The organism is Krasilnikovia sp. M28-CT-15 (genome assembly GCF_047159595.1).
GTDB lineage: Bacteria > Actinomycetota > Actinomycetes > Mycobacteriales > Micromonosporaceae > Actinoplanes.
In genome coordinates, this window is record NZ_BAAGAK010000001.1 from 1,875,274 (window position 1) to 1,895,632 (window position 20,359).

Sequence of the window (20,359 nt, forward strand, 5' to 3'; positions counted from 1 at the left end):
AGGAGCCTCCAGCAGCGTCCCCGGTGACCGGAGGAGGACGATCGTGACCACGCGTGTGCCGCTCGACTTCGACCCGCCGGTTCGCCAGCTGAGGGCGCTGCTGCTGGGCGTCACCGATGACCATCTCACCGCGCCCACGCCGTGCGATGGCTGGTCGGTGGGTGACCTGCTGGATCACCTCATGACGGTGACCGGCGGGTACGTCCGGGCGGCCCGCAGGCAGTCCGACCCGGCGGACCTGACCCGGGAGCCGTCAGCCGCGCACCTGCCCTCGTACTGGCGCAGCCGGCTGCCGATGCTGCTGGAGGAGCTGGCGACCGCGTGGAAGGACCCGGCGGCCTGGGTGGGCAGCACGCTGTCGGGTGGCGCGAGCGCGCCTGCGCGGGTGGTGGCGATGGCCGCGATGAACGAGCTGATCACCCACGGCTGGGACCTGGCCCGGGCGACCGGGCAGGATTTCGCCGCCGATCCGCGCAGCCTGGTGGCGCTCGTCGGGTTCCTCGCTCCGCGGCGGCCGGACCGCTCGCCGCTGACCGCAGATCTGGAGGACGAGCCGGCGTTGCTGGCGCAGGTGGTCGGGCTGACGGGTCGCGACCCGCAGTGGCATCCGGGCGGCCGGCACCGCGGTCGCCCGACCCGCGACGCGGCCTGACCCGGCGAGGCGTCGCGCCGCGATCAGAAGTGCCCCGATCAGAAGTGCCGCGATCAGAAGTGCCGCAGCCGCTGGGCCATCCGGGGTCCGTACACCAGGCGGTCCGGTGGCGGGTTGAAGGTCAGCTTCGGCTGCCCCTCGAGGGCGTCGCGCAGCGTCTGGGCCACGGTGAACTTCGAGATCGTGCCGCGGCCCGCGCCCACGAAGTGTTTGGGATTGTCGGGATCGGCGACGAAGGCCGCCGCCGCCAGTTGCGGGGTGAACCCGCAGAACCACGCGGTCCGGTTGCTGTCGGTCGTGCCGCTCTTTCCGGCCACCGGCCGGCCCATGGTGGCGTACACCATCGGTGAGGTCTGCCAGCCGCCGCAGCTGCCGCGGGCGGCGCCGTAGCCGGTCACGCAGCGGGCGGCGTCGGTGGCGGCCCGGGCGACCGCCCGGGATATGGCCTGGTGGCAGCGCGGCGCGGCGACCGGCTGGCCCGCGAACACCACGTCGGCACCGTCGCGGTCGTCGATGCTGCGTACGGGGATCGGCTCGCAGTACCTGCCCTCGGCCGCGACCGTGGCGAACACGTTGGCCATCTCGACCGGGGTGACGTCGCTGACGCCGAGGGTGAACGCGCCCCAGCCGTTCGCGTGCGCGGGGCTGGCCAGCGTCCGGTCCACGTCGGTGCGCCACTTGAGGCCGAGCCGTTCGGCCATCCGGACCGCGCTGCGGGCGCCGACCCGCTCCTCGAGCTGGACGAAGTAGGTGTTGACGGACTTACCGAACCCGCTCCACATCGTCTGCTGGCCACTCATCGACTTGCTGGCGTTCTGCGGGCACCAGAACCGCCCGCAGCTGGCGCGGCCGGGGGTGCTGAGGTACCGGGACACGTACTTCTGCGGGGCCTTGATCGATGTGGACAGCGGCATGCCCCGGCTCAGCGCGGCCACCAGGGTGAAGATCTTGAAGGTGGAGCCGGCCTGGTACCCCGCCATGTCTCCGCCGCCCAGCAGCGGGTTGACCGTGTTGGGATAGTTTCCCTTGAGCCCGGCGCGCCGCTTGGCCGGATCGCTGTGTTCGCCGTTGTGGCGCTGGTCCAGCGAGTACTTCCGGTTCACCGCCATCGCGACGATGCGGCCGGTGCCGGGCTCGATCAGCACCTCGCCGTGGGCGTACGGGCTGCGGCGGCGCTCCTTCTGCAGGACGTGCTTGAGGGCCGACGCCTGGATCCGCGGGTCGAGCGTGGTGACGATCCGGTAGCCGCCGCGCCGGAGATTCTCCTCGCGTTCCATCGGGTTCGCGCCGAACGCCGGCTGTTCCTGCCACCACGTACGCAGGTAGTCGCAGAAGAACCCCCAGTTGTTGTGCCCCTTGCCCATGCTCACGCAGTCGTTGGGTGGTGTGGTCAGCCGCAGGTCGATGGGGGACTTCCGGGCCACCGCGGCCTGGTCGGCCGTGATCGTGCCCATCTTCAGCATCTGGTCGATCACGTAGTTGCGCCGGTCGGTGGCGGCCTGCCGGTCCCGGCTCGCCGGGTCGTACGCGCTGGGCGCCTTCACCAGCCCGGCCAGCGTGGCCGCCTGGGTCAGGGTCAGGTTCTTCGGCGTGGTGGAGAAGAAGATCTGCGACGCGGAGAAGATCCCGTACGCGCGATGGCCGAAGTACGCCGAGTTCAGGTAGCGCTCGAGGATCTCCTGCTTGGAGACGCGCTTCTCCAGCTCGATGGCGAGCCGCATCTCGCGCAGCTTGCGGGCGGTGGTCTGTTCGGTGGCGGCCAGCGCCTCCCGCGGGGTCTTCGCGCCGTCGCGCAGCGCCATCCGGACGTACTGCATGGTGAGCGTCGAGGCGCCCTGCGAGACGCCGCCCGCCTGCTGGTTGGCGACGAACGCGCGGACCACGCCCTTGGGGTCGACGCCGTGGTGCTGGTAGAACCGGGTGTCCTCGGCCGCGACGATGGCCTGCACGATGTACGGCGACATGTCCGCGATCTTGGTCGGCTTGCGGTGCTCCTCGTAGAACATCGTGAGCAGGGTCCGGCCGTCGTTGGCGTAGACGTACGAGGTCTGGGCGGGCGGCACGACGGTGAGCTCGTCGGACATGCTCTCCAGGGCGTGGGTGCCCTCCCGGGCCCCGAGGCCCGCGATCGCGGCGATGGGGAACACCAGGCCCGCGACGACGAGACCCGCGATGAGCCCGGCACGGACGAGTGGGGTGACCCGCACGGCGGCGGCGAGACGGCTGCGCAGCACGTTTCCGAAGGTATGGCAAAAACTCTCATGTTTGTACGGAACGGCCGAAGTGAGCGGCTGATCGACATCCGGCATGCTGGGGCGGTGACGAAGCCGATCGAGGACAGCCTCGGGCACCACGGTGACGCCGAGGTGGCACCCGGACTGATCGACCTCGCCGTCAACGTGCGGCGCCAGCCGATGCCCGCCTGGCTGGCCGAGCCGATCACCGAGTCGCTGACCCGGCTGGCCGCGTACCCGGACGCCACCGAGGCCACCGCCGCGGTCGCGGCCCGGCACGGCCGTGACCCGGCCGAGGTGTTGCTGACCGCGGGCGCGGCGCAGGCGTTCGTGCTGCTGGCGCAGGCGCTGCGCGGGGCGCGGCGGCCGGTGGTGGTGCACCCGCAGTTCACCGAGCCGGAGGCGGCGCTGCGCAACGCCGGGCATGCGGTCCAGCGGGTGCTGTTGTCCCCGGCGGACGGCTTCCGGCTCGACCCGGCGCGGGTGCCCGCCGACGCCGACCTGGTCTTCGTGGGCAATCCCACGAACCCGACCTCGGTGCTGCACCCGGCGGCGGACGTGGCGGCGCTGGCCCGGCCCGGCCGGGTCCTCGTCGTCGACGAGGCGTTCGCGGACACCACGTACCGGGCGGGGGTGCCGGGGGAGCCGGAGTCCCTGGCCGGGCGCCGGGATGTGCCCGGCCTGGTGGTGCTGCGCAGCCTCACCAAGACCTGGGGGCTGGCCGGGCTGCGCATCGGCTACCTGCTCGGCCCGGCCGATCTGCTGCCCCGGCTGGCGGCGGCGCAGCCGCTGTGGGCGGTGTCCACCCCGGCCCTGGCCGCCGCCACGGCGTGCGCCTCGGCGGTGGCGGTCGCCGCGGAACGCCGCATCGCCGCGGAGCTGGCCGCCGAGCGCGATCACCTGGTCGCGGGGCTGGGGAACGTGCCGCAGGTCACTGTTGCTGGCCACCCGGCGAGCGCGTTCGTCGCCGTACACCTGCCCGGCGCCGCCGAGGTGCGTCTTGAGCTGCGCAGACGCGGTTACGCGGTGCGGCGTGGCGACACGTTTCCGGGGCTGGGTGCCGATTGGCTGCGGGTGGCCGTGCGCGACACTGCGACCACGGACGCGTTCATCGCGACCCTGAACGACGTGCTGAAGGAGCGACAGTGACCTTGGAGACGACGCTGGCGGCCATCGCGCCCGCGGACCCCGCGGCCATGGCCGCGGCCCGCGACCTGCAGGCCCGCCTGACGAAGCCGGCGGGTTCGCTGGGCGCGTTGGAGGATCTTTCGGTACGGCTGGCCGGGCTGGCCGCCGGCTGCCCGCCCCCGCTGCCGCACCCGGCGAGTGTCGCGGTGTTCGCCGGGGACCACGGCGTGCACGCTCAGGGGGTCACGCCGTGGCCGCAGGAGGTCACCGCGCAGATGGTGGCGAACTTCCTCGCGGGCGGGGCCGTGGTCAACGCGTTCGCCCGGCAAGCCGGAGCGGACGTGCTCGTGGTCGACGTCGGCGTGCAGGCTCCGGTGCCGGGTGACGCCCCGAATCTGCTGGACGCCAACGTGCGCCGGGGCACCCGCGACCTCGCGGTGGAGCCGGCCCTGACCCGCGACGAGGCGCGCGCCGCCGTGGAGGTCGGCATCCGGGTCGCTACCGCGCTGGTCGACGGCGGTGCGGCCTGCCTGATCGGCGGGGACATGGGCATCGCCAACACCACCCCGGCCGCCGCGCTGATCGCGGCGTTCACCGGCACGGACGCGGCGGCGGTGACCGGTCGCGGCACCGGAGTGGACGATCCCACGTACGCGCGGAAGGTCGCGGTGGTCGCCGCCGCGCTGGCCCGGCACGACCCCGACCCGGCGGACCCGCTCGGGGTGCTGGCCGCGGTCGGCGGGCTGGAGCACGCCGCGCTGGCCGGGTTCATGCTGGGCGCTGCGGCCCGCCGGGTGCCGGTCATCGTCGACGGCGTCATCGCCGCGTCGGCGGCGCTGGCCGCGGCGGCGTTCGCGCCGGACGCGGTGGCCGCCATGGTCGCGGGGCACCGCTCCGCCGAGCCGGGCGCCACGGTGGCCCTCGCCCACCTGGGCCTGTCGCCCCTGCTGGATCTGGGCCTGCGCCTCGGCGAGGGCACCGGCGCGGTGCTGGCGCTGCCGGTCGTGGCCGCCGCGGTGCGGGTGCTGCACGACGTGGCCACCTTCGATTCGGCGGGGGTTTCGGAGAAGTGAACCTCTATCCGCTCGCGCTGCGCCTGACCGACCGCCGGGTGCTGGTCGTCGGCGGCGGCGCGGTCGCCACCCGGCGGGTGCCCGCCCTGCTGGCGGCGGGCGCCCGGGTGGAGGTCGTCGCCCCCGAGCTGACCCCGGCGCTGCGCGCCCACGCCGACGCGGGACGGGTGACCTGGCACGCGCGCCGGTTCGCCGCGGCCGATGTGGACGGCGCCTGGCTGATCCAGGTGGCGGTGGACGATCCCGTGGCCGCCGCGCAGGTCAGTGAGGCCGCGGAGCGGGCCCGGGTGTTCTGTGTGCGGGCCGACGACCGGACCGCCGCGACCGCCTGGACCCCCGCGGTGACCCGGCACGGCGCGGTGACGGTCGCGGTCACGGACGACGGTGACCGCCGCCGCGCCCTGGCCGTACGGGACATCGTGGCGGCCGCGCTGGAGGACGGCCCACTGGCCGCGGCGGCCGGTGCGGCGCCCGGGCCGGTCACCGCGGCCGGGGACGGGCCGGTGACCGTCGGCGGGCACGTCGCGTTGGTCGGCGCCGGACCGGGGGACCCGGAGCTGATCACGGTCAAGGGTCGCCGCCTGCTGGCCGCGGCGGACGTGGTGGTCGCCGATCGGCTCGTGCCCGGCATGCTGCTGGGCGAGTTGCGTGCCGAGGTCGAGTTCGTGGACGCCGCCAAGATCCCGTACGGCCCGGCCGCCGCGCAGGAGGAGATCAACCGGATCCTCGTGGAGCGGGCTCAGGCGGGCAGGTTCGTGGTACGGCTCAAGGGCGGCGACCCGTTCGTGTTCGGGCGCGGCGGCGAGGAGGTCGTCGCGTGCGCCAAGGCCGGCGTGCCGGTGACCGTGGTGCCCGGCGTGACCAGTTCGATCGCCGCCCCGGCGCTGGGCGGCATCCCGGTCACCCACCGCGGTGTCGCGCACGAGTTCACCGTGGTCTCGGGGCATGTGCCGCCGGATGATCCCAGCTCACTGGTCGACTGGGCGGCGCTGGCCCGGCTGCGCGGCACCCTCGTCGTGCTCATGGGCCTGAAGAACCTGCCCCGGATCGCGGCCCGGCTGCTGGCCGAGGGCCGCGCGGGGGACACCCCGGCCGCGGTCGTCCAGGAAGGATCCACGGACGCCCAGCGGGTGCTGCGCAGCACGCTCCGCGAGGTCGCGGACGCCGTCACCGAGGCGGGCATCCGGCCCCCGGCGGTGGTGGTGATCGGCGACGTGGTCACCGCGCTCGCCTGAGCGTGCCTACTGCTCGGTGGCCGACTCGTCGGTGGCGCCGAGTTCGGTGAGGAACGAGCGGGCCCACGACGCCACGTCGTGGGTGCGCAGGTGCCGTTGCATGACCCGCATGCGCCGCTTCTGCTCGGCGGGCTCCGCACCCACGGCGCGCAGCAGCGCGTCCTTGACCCCGTCGGGGTCGTGCGGATTGCACAGGAATGCCTGCCGCAGCTCCGTGGCCGCCCCGGCGAACTCGCTGAGCACCAGCGCCCCGCCCGCATCGGCGCGACAGGCCACGTACTCCTTGGCGACGAGGTTCATGCCGTCGCGCAGCGGGGTGACCATCATGACGTCCGCGGCGACGTACAGCGCCGCGAGTTCCTGCCGGCTGTACGACTGGTGCAGGTAGTGCACCGCGGGCACGCCGACCTTGCCGAACTCGCCGTTGATCCGGCCGACCTCGCGCTCCACCCGGACCCGCAGGGTCTGGTAGTGCTCGACACGCTCCCGGCTGGGCGTCGCCACCTGGACCATGATCGCTTTGCCGACCGTCAGTCTGCCGTCGGCCAGCAGCTCGCGGAACGCCTTGAGGCGTAGCTCGATGCCCTTGGTGTAGTCGAGCCGGTCCACCCCCAGGATGATCGTCTCGGGGTCGCCCAGCTCGGCCCGGATCTGCTTGGCCCGGGCCTGCACGGACGGGTCGGCCGCCATCCGTTCCATCTCGCGGGTGTCGATGCTGATCGGGAACGCCCCGGCCTTGACCTTCCGTCCGTCCACCTGAATGGACTGGCCCTCGTAGCGCAGCCCGAGCAGGTGCCGGGCGAGCCGGACGAAGTTCTGCGCGGCCAGCCGCTGCTGGAAGCCGACCAGGTCCGCGCCGAGCAGCCCGCGCAGCACCTCGGCCCGGAACGGCATCTGCATGAACAGCTCGATGGGCGGGAACGGGATGTGCAGGAAGAAGCCGATCCGCAGGTCGGGCCGCATGTCGCGGAGCATCGCGGGCACGAGCTGGAGCTGGTAGTCCTGCACCCACACGGTGGCGCCCTCGGCGGCCACTTCGGCGGCGGCCCGCGCGAAGCGCTGGTTGACCACCCGGTACGCCTCGCGCCAGCGCCGCTTGTAGACCGGCGTCTCGACGGCATCGTGGTACAGGGGCCAGATGGTCGCGTTCGACTGGCCCTCGTAGTAGCGCTCCAGTTCGTCGGCGCTCAACGGCACCGGGTGGATCCGGATGCCTTCGAGTTCGAACGGCTCCGGCGCGTCGCCGTCCCCGCCGGCCCATCCGATCCAGGTGCCGCGGCGCTGGACGAGCACCGGGTGCAAGGCGGTGACCAGACCGCCTGGGCTGGGACGCCACTGCCGTTCGCCGTCGGTGGTGGTGACCTCGTCGACGGGCAGGCGGTTGGCGACTACGACGAAGGAACTGCGTTCGGCCACGCTGAGTGCACCTCCGGGTCGTTTCTTCCCCTATGCCGAGCCTACTGTGCGTAGCGGGGTGGGGCTTGCCGTGGGATGGCGGTCGGGTGCCATCCTTGTCCGGTGGAGCTGTCCGACGATCTTTCCCCAGCGCGCAGGCCGTTGTTCATCCCTGTGGCCATTGCCACCGTTTTTCTGATCATCATCGGTGTGTCGGCGGGACTGGCGCTGGCCTCCTGGCGCGGGCAGGGCGAAACCGGCAAGCAATCACAGAACCAGACAATTCCGGCGGGTGTTCAGCGCGAGCCGGCCTGCCGGCCGGAAACCCAGAACATGGGCGCCAAATTCGCCGCGTCCGGCACCCTGCGCATCGCCCTGCTGGTGCGTACGCGTACCTCCGCGATCTGGATCTGCCGTGACGATGCGGGACAGCTGTACTACCACGCCAACCGGGGCGGCGAGTCCGCGCCGTGGATCGAACGCCAGACCGCCCTGTTCATGCCCAAGGTGCGCCAGCACGGCGACGAATTCGAGGTCACGGCCGACGACGGCACGGTGTTCCAGGTGACCGCGGAGCGGCTGCGGATCATCTACAAGGACGGGCGCGAGGAGATCCAGAACGCCGTTCCCCAGTGATCACCGGGCGGACCGCGGCGGCCTGCCCGGGGGAATCCAGGCGGTCTCGACGGGGTTGACGTGGGGGCAGGTTCAGCGGGGTGGAAAGATTGTGCCCCGACCTCGGCCGGTCCGCGTAGCTGCATCCGGCTCCGCAATCACGATCACGGAGGTAGGGCGCACCGTGGCCCAGTTCATCTACGTCCTGGAAAAGGCGCGCAAGGCGCACGGCGACAAGGTCGTGCTCGACAACGTGACGCTGAACTTCCTGCCGGGCGCCAAGATCGGTGTGGTCGGCCCGAACGGTGCCGGTAAGTCCAGCCTGCTGAAGATCATGGCGGGCCTGGACACCCCGAGCAACGGCGAGGCCCGGCTCATGCCCGGCTTCACGGTCGGCATGCTCGCCCAGGAGCCGAAGCTCAACGACGCCAAGACCGTCCTCGGCAACATCGAGGAGGCGGTGGCGGAGACCAAGGCCAAGCTGGAGCGGTTCAACAAGATCGCCGAGCAGATGGCCACCGACTACTCCGACGAGCTGATGGAGGAGATGGGCAAGCTCCAGGAGGAGCTGGACCACGCCGACGCGTGGGACGTCGACTCCCAGCTCGAGCTGGCCATGGACGCGCTGCGCTGCCCGCCGCCGGACGCCGACGTCAGCCAGCTCTCCGGTGGTGAGCGCCGCCGGGTCGCGCTGTGCAAGCTGCTGCTGGAGGCCCCCGACCTGCTGCTGCTCGACGAGCCCACCAACCACCTGGACGCCGAGAGCGTGCAGTGGCTGGAGCAGCACCTCGCCAAGTACGCGGGCACGGTCATCGCGATCACCCACGACCGGTACTTCCTGGACAACGTGGCCAACTGGATCCTGGAGCTGGACCGCGGCCGGACGTACCCGTACGAGGGCAACTACTCGACGTACCTGGACAAGAAGGCCGCCCGCCTGGCGGTCGAGGGCCGCAAGGACGCCAAGCTCAAGCGGCGCCTGTCCGAGGAACTGGAGTGGGTGCGCAGCAACGCCAAGGCGCGCCAGACCAAGAGCAAGGCCCGCCTGGACCGCTACGAGGAGATGGCCACCGAGGCGGAGAAGACCCGCAAGCTGGACTTCGAGGAGATCCAGATCCCGCCGGGTCCCCGCCTGGGCAACACCGTCATCGAGGCCAAGGACCTGGTCAAGGGCTTCGACGAGCGGGTCCTCATCGACAACCTGTCGTTCTCGCTGCCGCGGAACGGCATCGTCGGCATCATCGGCCCCAACGGCGTCGGCAAGACCACGCTGTTCAAGACCATCGTCGGGCTTGAGCAGCCGGACTCCGGCACGGTCCGGGTCGGCGAGACCGTCCAGCTTTCGTACGTGGACCAGAACCGCGCCGGGCTCGGCGGCGACCAGACCGTGTGGGAGGTCGTCTCCGACGGCCTCGACCACCTCATGGTGGGCAAGGTCGAGATGCCCTCTCGGGCGTACGTGGCCGCGTTCGGCTTCAAGGGCCCGGACCAGCAGAAGCCGATCAAGGTGCTCTCCGGCGGTGAGCGCAACCGGCTGAACCTCGCGCTGACGCTGAAGATCGGCGGCAACGTGATCCTGCTCGACGAGCCGACCAACGACCTGGACGTGGAGACGCTGTCCAGCCTGGAGAACGCCCTGCTGGAGTTCCCCGGCTGCGCCGTGGTCATCTCCCACGACCGGATGTTCCTGGACCGGGTGGCCACCCACATGCTGGCGTGGGAGGGCACCGAGGAGGACCCGGACAAGTGGTTCTGGTTCGAGGGCAACTTCGAGGCGTACGAGAAGAACAAGATCGACCGTCTGGGCGCCGAGGCGGCCCGCCCGCACCGGGTCACGTACCGCAAGCTGACGCGTGACTGATTCGAAACGCTTCGTCTACGACGCGGCCGTGCGCTGGTCCGATCTGGACGCGTACGGCCACGTCAACAACGCGCGCTTCCTCACGCTGTACGAGGAGGCGCGCGTCGCCATGTTCTTCACCGCCGCCCGCTCGCGCGGATTCACCTCCTTCGAGGAGGGCATCGTCATCGCCCGGCACGAGATCGACTACCTGCGCCCGGTGGACTACGGCGAGCCGGTCCGCGTCGAGATGTGGGTCTCCCAGTTGCGGGCGGCCGCGTTCACGGTCTCGTACGAGCTGTTCGACGCGGACGTGCTGGCCAGCCGGGCGAAGTCCGTCTGCGTCCCGTACGACCTGAAGAACGGGCATCCGCGCCGGCTCACCTCGCAGGAGCGGGAGTTTCTCGCCCCGTACGTGGCGCCGTGAGGGAACACGGGCTCGCCGGGGTGGCGGACGCGGGGGCGTACCTGGCCCGGCTGACGCGGCTCGATCCCGCAGCCCCGGTCCGCCTGCGCGCGTCCGGGGACCGCACCGCCCTCTGGGCCGTCCTGCCCTGGGGGGTGCTGGTCACCCGGGAGGTGGCCGGGACGGGCCCGGACGATGCCACGGTGTCGGCGGCCGAACTGCTGGACGCGCTGTCGCGCGGTGACACCGGGCTGCCGTCCCGCCGGGACTCGGCGTGGCGCTGGCCGCTGCCCCCGGCGGGGGTCCGCCCGGTCGAGTCGGTGTCGACGGCCGAGCTGGCCCGGTTGGCGGCGGCCGCCGCCGGTACGCTGCGCGCGGTCACGGCCGGTGCGCTGGGTGACCGGTCGGTCGGCCAGCGGGCGGTGCGCGACGCGCTGCTGGACCATGTGGCGCTGGTGGTCACCCCGGCGGACGGGGGCCGGGTGGAGGTGCCGCAGCGGCTCGTGCAGGCGGTGTCCCGGATGGGCTTCCTCGGACCGGCCGATGTGGACGGCCCGGACACACGAGTGTGCGTGGCGGGACGCTGGGTGGGTCTTTCCGCACCATATGGAGTCGCGTGGCTACAGCGAGTTCCTGAGCTGACCGTTAGGCCCATATAGACTCACCCGTTCGGGTGATGGAGAGTCGGCCATCCGGTTTCGCCCTCTCGTTGGGGGGATGACCTCCGGGACCTGTACGGGTACCGTCTGCCTCCGGGTCCACCGCTACGTCCGGCGAGGGCCTCTGGGGAGTGAGGTGCACAACGATGCCGTGGTGGTCATGGCGTCCCGGATCGACCGGAGGCAGCCGGCCGCAGACCGGCGGCGAAGTGGCGTTGCAGAGCAGCGTCCGCGTCGGAGTCCCCGCCCAGCGGGAGCCCGAAAAGTCCGGTCCCGCGGCCGATCTGTCCACGATCGACCAACCCGATCATGTCGCGCCGGTCACGCTGGAGCGGATCGGCAAGTCCCTCGACCTGCTCGACATCCGGTTCCTCGCCGATGGTGGCGGGAGCCTGCTGGCGATGTGGGAGCGGCACGCCGTGCTGTTCACCCTCGAGGGGCCCGACGACGAGATCCTCGTGATGCGTGCCCGTCCGCACGCCACAGTCCCGCCCGACTGGGCGGACCGGGCGTATCGCGTGGTCAACGAATGGAACCACACCCGGCGCTTCTGCAAGGCGTACGTCGGCGACCCGACCGAGCGGGGCCAGCTGCCGATATACGCCGAGCTGCAGGTGCCGCTCAACTCCGGTGCGCACGACGCGCTGCTGGTCGAGATGCTCGACTGCGGTGCCGCGGTGGCGACCTCCTTCGTCGACTGGCTCCATGACGAGGGTGCGCTGCTGTAGGCGCTCCAGACGTGACAAGGGGCCCCGGCCGGGGCCCCTTTCTCGTGTCCGGAACTCCCTCGGGCCGGTCGAGGGCGCCGGCACGCGTCACGCCATCGGGAACATGCCGATCCGGCCGTGGTACTCCTTGCCGAGCGAGGTCGTGTCCGAGCCGACGATCAGACCGCCCGGAAGGGCCACGAACACCCGCACGCCGACCCCGCGCGTGCGGGTCGGATTCCACGGCAGCGCCGCACCCGTGGCCGGGTCCAGGGCGCCGATGCCGGGCCGGGACACCGCCCCTGGCCCCGGGCCACCGGTGTCCGTCCCGTACGGATTGTCCAGATAGCGCTGGTGCCCGCCGACGTACACCGCGGGGCCGGTGACCGCCACCGCGTACAGCGAGTCCCCGCCGGTACGCTGCACCCACGTCGGGGTGTGCGCGCCGTCGCCGGTCGCCTCGAACCGGGCCGCGGAGTCGCACATGCTGGTGGGCGAGGCCGCCCGCCCCGTGGCCACCACCACGAAGTACTGGCCGTCCGGCGAGAACTTCACCTGGCGCAGGTAGGTCTCGAAGCCGGCCATGCACTGCTGCTTGTACACGTCGGTGTACCAGCCCGTCACCACGGCGCCCGCGCCGGACACGTCGTACATGGCGATCTGCGCACGGTCCAGGCCGTTCGCCCGCAGCAGTGCGCCCACGGCGACGAGCTTGCGGCCGTCCGGGGAGATGTCGAAGTGCTCGACGCGGGCACGGGGTAGGCCGGGGGCGGACAGCTTCGGGTCGAAGCCCAGATCCGGCGCCCCGTTGGCCATGCTGAGCCGGGCCAGGCCCACCCGGGCCTTGCCGCTGATCGCGGAGAAGGTGCCGCCGACGTAGAGGCGGGCGCCGGAGACCGACATGGCCCGTACGTCACCCCAGTTGATCTTGGCGGTGAACGTGGTGATGCGGGCCCCGGTGGCCACCGACAACCGGGCCAGGCCGCGCTGGGCGACCCGGTTCACCGTCTTGAACACGCCGCCGACGTAGACCGTGTTCGTCGGGCCCGCCGCGAGTGCGTACACCGCGCCGTCGACCTGCGGAGCGAACGACCGGATCGCGCCGTCACGCAGCCCGTACGCGAAGATGTTCTTCCGCGCGTACGTCACTTTGCGGGCGCTGTCCTGCACCCGGGTGAACGCACCGCCGACCACGACGGTGTCGCCCACGACCGCGATGGTCCATACCGTCCCGTCCAGCACGTGTGGGGTGAAGTCGACCGGGTTGGTGGACACGATCGCCGGCTGGGCCAGGTCGGCCAGCGCGGGAGTGCCGGCACCGAACAGGACGAGCTGCGGCAGGACGAGCAGGGGCAGGACGGCGGCTAGCAGGCGGCGGCGCATGGGCGGCTCCTGGGCTCGGGTCCGCGAGCGCCGGATTGCGGCGCGACACGGTCGGACACATGCTCAACGAGCCAGGGCCGTGCCGGGATGCGCTTAGTGCGGCATTTCTTCCGAATCCATGGTGTTCACCATGAAATACGCCGCTCGTTCCAGGTAGTCCCACAGCGCCGAGTGGTGAGGCTCCGGCAGCCCCAGCGAGTCGACCGCCACCCGCATGTGCCGTAGCCAGGCATCACGCTCCGCAGGCCCGACCCGGAACGGCGCATGACGCATCCGCAGCCGCGGATGGCCCCGCTGGGCCGAGTACGTGTTCGGGCCACCCCAGTACTGCATGAGGAACAGCGCCAGCCGGTCGGCGGCCGGACCGAGATCCTCCTCCGGATACATCGGGCGCAGCAGGGGATCCTCGGCCACCCCGGCGTAGAACCTGTCGACCAGCCGGCGGAACGTCCGCTCACCACCGACGGCGGCGAAGAAGCTCGCCTCCTCGGGTACGGCGGCGGCCGGATCCGTCCCGGCCGCCGGGGTCACCGACAGGGTGCTCGGCTGATCATTCGCTGCACTCACCCGTCCAGTGTGCCAGCCGCTCCCGTGCCGGACGCGACGCCGGTCGAGCGCGGGCGCCTACCCGCGGTGCGCTCTCTCGGCGGGGAGACGGGCGGGATGGGGGTGGACGGCGTAGCGGCACCCTCCGTGGGGGAGGCCGCGGCGGCAGCCGCGATCGCCGCCTCGAAGCGGCCCGGCCGCGGCCACCTGGCGGCCAGCGCGGCCATCAGCAGGACGCCGCCGACACTCCACCAACCCACGACCTTGGGCACCGGAGCGCGCTCGGCCAGCAGCCCGGTGGCCAGCACGGCCCCGCCCTGGGCGAGCTGCATGCTGCCCTGGATGACCGCGAACGCGCGGGCCCGGAAGCCGTGCGGCAGGGCCAGCACGAACATGGCGTTGAGGGTCGGCAGGAGGCCACCCTGGGCGACGCCGGACAGCAGCGTCAGCAACGCGACGATCTGGGTCGGAGGGGAGGTGAGCGCCGGGACCAGGGCCAGCGGCGCCGCGACCGCCAGCGGCCGGATCAGCCGCTGCCGAACGCTGGGCCGGACGAACCGGCTGATCAGCACGCCGCCGATGACCCACCCCACCGGCCCGGCCGCCATGATCATGCCCTGGTGCAGACCGCGCGTTGCCGGGTCCGGGTTACCTTGCGTGGCCCACGCCGCGGCCAGCCCCTCCGGCACGATCGCGAACACGGTCAGCGTCACCGCCAGCCCGCCGATCGCGGCCAGCACCGGATCGCCGAACACCTTCTTGAAGCCCTGGCCGGTCTCGCGCAGCAGGTGGTTGCGCTGCGCCGGACTGGTCGCGGCAGGGCGGGGCCGGACCCCGCTCAGCAGCAGCAGTGCCGAAAGGCCGAAGGCCACGCTGGCCAGCGCGATGGCCAGCCGCGGGTTGACCGCGGCGGCGATGGTCGCGCCGGCGAAGTAGCCGAACACCTGCGCCGCCTGCGCGGTCGTGGTGTTGACCGCCAGGGCCACCACCAGCCGGTCGCGGCCCAGAATCAGCGGCAGCATCGCCGAACGGGCCGCCTGGGACGGCGGGGCGGCCAGCATCGCGAGGAAGACCACGACGAGCAGCGCCGAGACCGGCAGATGCGGCACCGCCACGAGCGCCATCAGTCCCATCCGGGACACGTCGCAGATCACCATCACCCGCCGGTACGGATACCGCTCCGCGAGCGCCGCCAGCAGCGGACCCCCGGCGATCCACGGCAGATAGCCGATCGCGAACGACGCGGCGGACAGCATGACCGACTCCGTGCGCTGATACACCAGCACCGTGATCGCGGCCCGGGCCAGGTAGTCGCCGACCCAGTTCACCAGCAGCGCCAGATACATGGCGCGGTACTCCCGGACGGCGAAGACGTCCCGGAAGGTGACCGGACGCTCCGGTGTCCGCCCGTCGGGGGGGTCTCCCGAAGGCGCGGCGGGTGTGTCGTCGGACACCAGGCCCTCCATCGTTCGCGGACGGCCGTCGGATGCGACGGCTGCCGGGCAGGTCCGCGGAGAGCCCCTGCGCCTGGTGTGCCCCTGCGCCCGGTGAGCCCTGCGCGGAACGTGACGGTGCATGTGCAGATGCTCCTGCGGATTCTGCCCGATCGTCCGACTCGTGGCTAGGGCGTACGGGTGGACCGCCGACCTTTCGGCTGATCAAGGCATCCCCCGATGGGTGATCCGGGCAGCTCAGGTGGCTCCGCCGGGCCGAGTGTCGGATTCCGGCGCGGCACCCGCCCGCGGCGGTACGGCCGACCGCGGCGCCAGCCGGGACGCGGCGATCTGCTGCGCGAGCCCCGACTCCTCCAAGGCGTCCACCAACCGGCGGCGCAGCTCCCGCTGGACGACCGCCTGGCCGTCCGCGGTCGTCTTCGCGATCGTCCGGATGACCGCGCCGTCCACGGTGAGCTGCTCCACGCCGACCACCTCCGGCGGCTCCAGGAACTCCGTGGCGTGCTGCGGGTCGTCGGCCAAGGCCACCGCCGCCTCGCGCAGCACCGATTCGGCCTGTTCGGAGCTGACGAAGCCGATCGGGAGGTCGATGACCACCATCGCCCAGCCCTGGCTCTTGTTGCCGACCCGGACGATCTCGCCGTTGCGCACGTACCAGAGCACGCCGCGGGCGTCGCGGACCGTGGTCACGCGCAGCCCGACCGTCTCGACCACCCCGGTGGCGTCGCCCAGATCGACCGAGTCGCCCACGCCGTACTGGTCCTCCAGCAGCATGAACAGGCCCGCGATGAGGTCCTTGACCAGGCTCTGCGCCCCGAAACCAAGGGCCACGCCGAGGATCCCGGCGCCGGTCAGCAGAGGGGCCAGGTCGAACCCGAGTTCGCTGATGACCAGCAGGGCGGCGGTGCCGAAGACGACCGCCGTGACGAGGCTGCTCAGTACCGACCCGATGGCCTCGGCGCGCTGCCGGCGCCGTTCCGGGACGAACTGCCCGTCGGGGGTGTCCTTCACCCGCTCCCGCAACGGCTTGAGCAGCGCGGGAACCGCGGCCCGCGAGCCGGTGAGGGTGAGGCGCCGGATCGTCCGATGCAGCAACCAGCGGATGAGGAACGCGACCAGGATGATCGCGAGGATCCGAACCGGCTTGACGATGACCACGTAGCTACTGAGGGCCAGGTTCGGGTTGTTGGTCAGATCGAGAACCTTGTGGCACAACCAGTCGGTCTTGCAGTCGTCGACCGTCGGCGCGGTGAATTCCGCCGTGGGGGCAGGGGAGGAGGGAGGCGCTAGCAGCAACACGGGTCTGTACCGTACCCGCCCCGGGCGGGGGAGCTGGAACCGGACATCTTTCACCCCGGTGGTCGGACGTTCATGAGCCAGCCACAGATTGTGCTCGCAATTCCGTCATTCATCAGGGACTATTGGCGCACGGACACCGGAGATCCGGCGCTGTGTCTCCGCCGGTGACCAGCCGACCACGCACGCACGTCAAGCCATGGGAGCCGTGACAGCACCTACTCCGGAAGGGTGAATCGCGATGCCTGACATACGACCCGCAGTGGGCTCTTCCGCGTTGGTGTTGAACGCAACCTACGAGCCGCTGTGCGTCGTATCGGTGCGTCGAGCGACCATCCTGGTGCTGACCGCCAAGGCTGAGTGCGTTTCCGACGGTGACGGCCTGCTGCACAGCGCCCACCGGACGCTGCCGGTCCCGTCGGTGGTCCGCCTCACCCGGTACGTGAAGGTGCCGTACCGCACGCACGTCGGGCTGTCCCGCCGGGCCATCTTCGCCCGCGACGGCGGGCGCTGCGCGTACTGCCGTGGCTCCGCCGAGACGATCGACCATGTCTTCCCGCGCAGCCGTGGCGGCCTGCACGCCTGGGAGAACGTCGTGGCCGCGTGCGCCAAGTGCAACCACAGCAAGGGCGACAAGACCCCGGCCGAGCTGGGCTGGCGGCTGCACGCGGCGCCCGCGGCGCCGCGTGGGGTGGCCTGGCGCGTCCTGGGCCACCGCACCCCGGACCCGCGCTGGGCCGACTGGCTCGACCTGCCCGCCGCCCCCATGGATGCCGAGGCGGCCTGACCCTGCCGTTCAGCCCGACCCTGCCGTTCAGCCCGACCCTGCCGTTCAGCGGGCCCGGGTCGGCGGTGCCCGGCTCAGCTCCCGCGCGTGGCGACCAGGGACGCGAACACGATCACGTTGTCGGAGTAGCCCCGGGCGCCGCCCAGCCACCTGCCCCCGCACGTCACCAGCCGCAGCTGCGGGCGGCGGTAGTCGCCGTACACCCGGTCGACGGGCAGGCGGGACTTGGCGAAGCGCTCGACCGAGTTGACCTCGAAGACCGCCACCTTGCGGTCGCGGCGCAACACCTCGATCTGCTGACCCGGCCGCATCCGGCCGAGATCATGGAACACCGACGGCCCGGTACGGGTGTCCGCATGCCCGACGATCAGCGCGGGCCCGAACTGGCCCGGGGTGGGCCCCTCCCGGAACCAGCCCGCCTCGCGGTGCCGCTGCACCGGCGGCACGTCCACGGACCCGTCCGCCGCGAGACCGACGTCCAGGATCGGTGCCCGTACCTTGATCGCCGGAATGGTCAGCCGTACCGGCGGGCTCGGCTCCAACACCGGGAACGCCCGTGGCGGCGGCTTGTCCGGCCCGCGGAACAGATCGCGCAGGTCGAACCCCGTCGTCGTGCCGAGCCCGGCGCTGAGGCAGAACAGGCCGACGAAGACCAGCGCGGCCGCGAGTATCCCCAGCGGGAACGGGCGGCGCCCCCGTACCCGGGGCGGTGGCGGCAGGGGCCGCCGCCGTTGGGGCGGCACCACGATCCCGGCCGGTGGCCCGGCGATCGCCGGGCGGGGGCGGGCCGTGGCGAACGTCCCCGCGATCGCCGTGCGGGGGCGCGCCGTGGCGAATCTCCCCGCGATCGCCGCGCGGGGGCGGGACGTGCCCGGTGGCACGGCGCGCCTCAGCCGGCCCGGCGGCGGCGCCAGGCCACCGCGGCGACGAGCAGCCCGGCCAGCACGGCGGCCGTCCCGCCACCGACGAGTGCCGGTGCCACGCGGTCGGGAGCGGTGCCGCCCCCACCGGTGGCCGGCCCGTGACTCGGTTCGACCTTCGTCACCACGTGCAGGGTGCTCGCCGCCTTCTTGCCGTCCGGGCAGGCCAGCCGCACCTCGTACGCGCCGGGCGGGGTCGCTGGCGGCACCCGGGTCGTCGCGGTGAGAAAGCCGTAGTTCGGCGCCGCCGTGACGGTCGCGAACGCGTCGGAACTCACCGCGGCCGCCTGGAGGTTGTCCGTGCAACTGGCCCGGACGGAGATCTCGTCACCCGCGCGGGCGGTACTGGGGTTCGTTTCGACGAACACGCCCTGGGCGAGGGCGGGAGCGACGCCCAGCGCCAGGACGACGAGGATGCCGAGGCTCAACGGGAGCGCCGCGGCGGCGACGAATTTTCGCATGACTCCCCCTCACCGCCGTCGCAGGCAGGAACGGCGCGCGAGGGTGATTTTCGCACCCGAGGGGCCATTTCGCCGAGATCCCTACGGCGTGAGACACCGGGTCGAGACCCGACCGTCTGGGACGACCTGCGCTCCGCTACCGTGATGGCGTTCGGATCATTGGGCACATGGGCGCCTGGGGGCGTTGAGGTTGTCGATTACTAGCACCGTTCTGGTCTTCGTGGCCATCCCGGCCGCGATCATCGGGGTCGTCTTCGGGCTGACGTTCGCGGGCAGCGACCGGGGTCGCCGGGACCGGCGGTACCGCCCGGGCCGGCCGTACGATTTCCAGCCGATCTGGTTTCTCGCCGCGCCGGAGCAGGTGAGCCCGGCGCTCCCCAATGCGGGCACCCGGCCCGCGCTGGAGTCCGGCGTACTGGAGAACTCCCAGGGTGAGCGCGTGCTGCCCGGTCCCGTAGGAGGCGCAAGTGACGGTTGGTGAGGCGCAGCTGTTGGCCACCGAGCACGAGCCCAGCAGCGAGATCGCCAAGACGGTGGCCGAGAGCGCCGCGGCGCTCGACGGTCCCTTCACGACGCGGCAGCTGCTGCGCCTCGACGAGGCGCTGCGCGTGGCCGACCAGCAGACCGGGCTGACCTTCAGCGTCTACATCGGGGAGCTGGACGAGCCGGTGCGCCAGGCCGCGGAGAAGCTGCACGCCCAGCTGGAGCGCAGCACCACCGCCGTGCTGGTCGCCCTGTCGCCGAACCAGCGGGTGCTGGAGATCGTCACGGGCCCGGAGGCGCGCAAGCGAATCTCCGACCGGGACGCCAAGCTGGCGGCGCTGTCGATGGCGGCGTCCTTCGCGGGCGGCGACCTGGCGGGCGGCATCATCTCCGGCCTCGACCAACTCGCCTCGCACGCCGGACGGCACTGACCCGACCGGGTCAGACCCAGGACGAAGGCGCCAACCGCACCGGGTACGGCGCGTCGAGCATGGTCAGCTCGACACCCCGCACGGTGCGCTCGTGCGTGTAGCCGGCGCTGGACTGCAGCACGTACACGTGCAGGGCGGGCTCGTCCTCGTCCAGTTCCAGCCGCCAGTACCGCGGGATCCCCGCGTCGGCGTACAGCGCCGGCTTGAGCAGGCGGTCGTAGCGGCGTGAGGGCGCCGACTCCACCTCCACCACGAGTGCGGCATCGGCCGGGCTGGTCCAGGTCGCCCCCGAGGACTGCGGGCGGAGCACGGTGACGTCGGGGATGAGGTTGCTCTCGCCGACCTGGATGCCCTGCCGGGCGCATACCCACCAGCCGGGCGGTGCCGCGCCCCGCAGCGTCGTGACCAGGGCCCGGACGGCCGCCTCGTGCGCCCCGTCCAGCGGCGGCGTCACGTGCAGGCTGCCGTCCACGATCTCGTAGCGGTGCCCGTCCTGCGGGAACATGTGCAGGTCGGGTTTGGTCCATAGACCGCCGGGCGCGGTCCACCGTGCCAGTGAGCCCTGACCCATGATCACGCCGACCACCTCCATATCGCGGAGTGTCAGCGTACTCACGCAGGGTGGTCAACAGGCAGGGTCGACACGAAGGCGGC

General features: G+C 72.2%; 21 protein-coding genes. 12 read left to right on the forward strand and 9 right to left on the reverse strand.

Features of this window, described 5'->3' with window-relative positions; genetic code table 11:
• The first annotated feature begins 43 nt into the window (after positions 1–43).
• Positions 44–652, forward strand: a complete 609-nt coding sequence (locus ACMCNO_RS08985) for a TIGR03086 family metal-binding protein (protein ID WP_412748944.1) — start codon at positions 44–46, stop codon at positions 650–652.
• A 53-nt stretch (positions 653–705) separates the two neighbouring features.
• Here ACMCNO_RS08985 and ACMCNO_RS08990 read toward each other — a convergent pair whose 3' ends face one another.
• Positions 706–2,886 carry a transglycosylase domain-containing protein gene (locus ACMCNO_RS08990; protein WP_412748945.1) on the reverse strand — a complete coding sequence of 727 codons (2,181 nt, stop codon included), beginning with the start codon at positions 2,884–2,886 and terminating at the stop codon, positions 706–708.
• Positions 2,887–2,970: 84 nt separating this feature from the next.
• Between ACMCNO_RS08990 and cobC the strand changes: the two genes are divergently transcribed.
• Genes cobC through cobA form a run of 3 tightly spaced genes read left to right on the forward strand, consistent with a single transcriptional unit; the run spans position 2,971 to position 6,322 of the window.
• Positions 2,971–4,035 carry an Rv2231c family pyridoxal phosphate-dependent protein CobC gene (gene cobC, locus ACMCNO_RS08995; protein WP_412748946.1) on the forward strand — a complete coding sequence of 355 codons (1,065 nt, stop codon included), beginning with the start codon at positions 2,971–2,973 and terminating at the stop codon, positions 4,033–4,035.
• A complete protein-coding gene (gene cobT / locus ACMCNO_RS09000; RefSeq protein ID WP_412748947.1) occupies positions 4,032–5,087 on the forward strand; it encodes a nicotinate-nucleotide--dimethylbenzimidazole phosphoribosyltransferase in 1,056 nt (351 codons plus the stop codon). Before cobC ends, cobT begins: the two co-directional genes overlap by 4 nt.
• Positions 5,084–6,322: a uroporphyrinogen-III C-methyltransferase gene (gene cobA / locus ACMCNO_RS09005; protein ID WP_412748948.1), complete on the forward strand. Its 1,239-nt coding sequence runs from the start codon at positions 5,084–5,086 to the stop codon at positions 6,320–6,322. Before cobT ends, cobA begins: the two co-directional genes overlap by 4 nt.
• 6 nt (positions 6,323–6,328) lie before the next feature.
• Here the strand turns inward: cobA and ACMCNO_RS09010 are convergent, their stop codons facing one another.
• Positions 6,329–7,738 (reverse strand): alpha,alpha-trehalose-phosphate synthase (UDP-forming), encoded by a 1,410-nt coding sequence (locus ACMCNO_RS09010; protein WP_412748949.1) that lies wholly within the window; start codon positions 7,736–7,738, stop codon positions 6,329–6,331.
• Positions 7,739–7,840: 102 nt separating this feature from the next.
• On the opposite strand from ACMCNO_RS09010, the gene ACMCNO_RS09015 reads away from it, so the two are divergent.
• From ACMCNO_RS09015 to ACMCNO_RS09035, 5 genes are all read left to right on the forward strand, one after another.
• Positions 7,841–8,353: a hypothetical protein gene (locus tag ACMCNO_RS09015; RefSeq protein WP_412748950.1), complete on the forward strand. Its 513-nt coding sequence runs from the start codon at positions 7,841–7,843 to the stop codon at positions 8,351–8,353.
• 163 nt (positions 8,354–8,516) lie between these two features.
• Entirely contained in the window at positions 8,517–10,193 is a 1,677-nt protein-coding gene (gene ettA, locus ACMCNO_RS09020; RefSeq protein ID WP_412748951.1) for an energy-dependent translational throttle protein EttA, read from the forward strand.
• Positions 10,186–10,599, forward strand: a complete 414-nt coding sequence (locus tag ACMCNO_RS09025) for an acyl-CoA thioesterase (protein WP_412748952.1) — start codon at positions 10,186–10,188, stop codon at positions 10,597–10,599. Before ettA ends, ACMCNO_RS09025 begins: the two co-directional genes overlap by 8 nt.
• Positions 10,596–11,237 carry a hypothetical protein gene (locus ACMCNO_RS09030; RefSeq protein WP_412748953.1) on the forward strand — a complete coding sequence of 214 codons (642 nt, stop codon included), beginning with the start codon at positions 10,596–10,598 and terminating at the stop codon, positions 11,235–11,237. The genes ACMCNO_RS09025 and ACMCNO_RS09030 overlap by 4 nt, the downstream gene beginning before the upstream one ends.
• A 146-nt stretch (positions 11,238–11,383) precedes the next feature.
• Complete coding sequence (locus tag ACMCNO_RS09035; protein ID WP_412748954.1) at positions 11,384–11,965, forward strand: YbjN domain-containing protein; 582 nt, start codon at positions 11,384–11,386, stop codon at positions 11,963–11,965.
• 87 nt (positions 11,966–12,052) lie between these two features.
• Here the strand turns inward: ACMCNO_RS09035 and ACMCNO_RS09040 are convergent, their stop codons facing one another.
• From ACMCNO_RS09040 to ACMCNO_RS09055, 4 genes are all read right to left on the reverse strand, one after another.
• Positions 12,053–13,327 carry a delta-60 repeat domain-containing protein gene (locus tag ACMCNO_RS09040; RefSeq protein ID WP_412748955.1) on the reverse strand — a complete coding sequence of 425 codons (1,275 nt, stop codon included), beginning with the start codon at positions 13,325–13,327 and terminating at the stop codon, positions 12,053–12,055.
• A gap of 93 nt (positions 13,328–13,420) precedes the next feature.
• Positions 13,421–13,858, reverse strand: a complete 438-nt coding sequence (locus ACMCNO_RS09045) for a globin (protein ID WP_412753655.1) — start codon at positions 13,856–13,858, stop codon at positions 13,421–13,423.
• A gap of 32 nt (positions 13,859–13,890) precedes the next feature.
• On the reverse strand, positions 13,891–15,339 hold the full coding sequence (locus tag ACMCNO_RS09050) for an MFS transporter (RefSeq protein ID WP_412748956.1): 1,449 nt from the start codon (positions 15,337–15,339) through the stop codon (positions 13,891–13,893).
• A 225-nt stretch (positions 15,340–15,564) separates the two neighbouring features.
• Positions 15,565–16,620 (reverse strand): mechanosensitive ion channel family protein, encoded by a 1,056-nt coding sequence (locus ACMCNO_RS09055; RefSeq protein ID WP_412753656.1) that lies wholly within the window; start codon positions 16,618–16,620, stop codon positions 15,565–15,567.
• Positions 16,621–16,864: 244 nt separating this feature from the next.
• On the opposite strand from ACMCNO_RS09055, the gene ACMCNO_RS09060 reads away from it, so the two are divergent.
• Positions 16,865–17,410, forward strand: a complete 546-nt coding sequence (locus ACMCNO_RS09060; protein WP_412748957.1) for an HNH endonuclease — start codon at positions 16,865–16,867, stop codon at positions 17,408–17,410.
• A 74-nt stretch (positions 17,411–17,484) separates the two neighbouring features.
• Here the strand turns inward: ACMCNO_RS09060 and ACMCNO_RS09065 are convergent, their stop codons facing one another.
• Together ACMCNO_RS09065 and ACMCNO_RS09070 are read right to left on the reverse strand one after the other, a co-directional pair.
• Positions 17,485–18,291 (reverse strand): class F sortase, encoded by an 807-nt coding sequence (locus ACMCNO_RS09065; protein ID WP_412748958.1) that lies wholly within the window; start codon positions 18,289–18,291, stop codon positions 17,485–17,487.
• Positions 18,292–18,299: 8 nt separating this feature from the next.
• Positions 18,300–18,791, reverse strand: coding sequence for a hypothetical protein (locus ACMCNO_RS09070; RefSeq protein WP_412748959.1), 492 nt, complete (start codon positions 18,789–18,791; stop codon positions 18,300–18,302).
• A 190-nt stretch (positions 18,792–18,981) separates the two neighbouring features.
• Here ACMCNO_RS09070 and ACMCNO_RS09075 point away from each other — a divergent pair, with 190 nt between their 5' ends.
• Both ACMCNO_RS09075 and ACMCNO_RS09080 read left to right on the forward strand, forming a co-directional pair.
• Entirely contained in the window at positions 18,982–19,272 is a 291-nt protein-coding gene (locus ACMCNO_RS09075; protein ID WP_412748960.1) for a hypothetical protein, read from the forward strand.
• A complete protein-coding gene (locus ACMCNO_RS09080; RefSeq protein WP_412748961.1) occupies positions 19,259–19,705 on the forward strand; it encodes a DUF5130 family protein in 447 nt (148 codons plus the stop codon). Before ACMCNO_RS09075 ends, ACMCNO_RS09080 begins: the two co-directional genes overlap by 14 nt.
• A gap of 10 nt (positions 19,706–19,715) precedes the next feature.
• Here ACMCNO_RS09080 and ACMCNO_RS09085 read toward each other — a convergent pair whose 3' ends face one another.
• A complete protein-coding gene (locus tag ACMCNO_RS09085) occupies positions 19,716–20,297 on the reverse strand; it encodes a Uma2 family endonuclease (RefSeq protein WP_412748962.1) in 582 nt (193 codons plus the stop codon).
• Positions 20,298–20,359 lie beyond the last annotated feature (62 nt).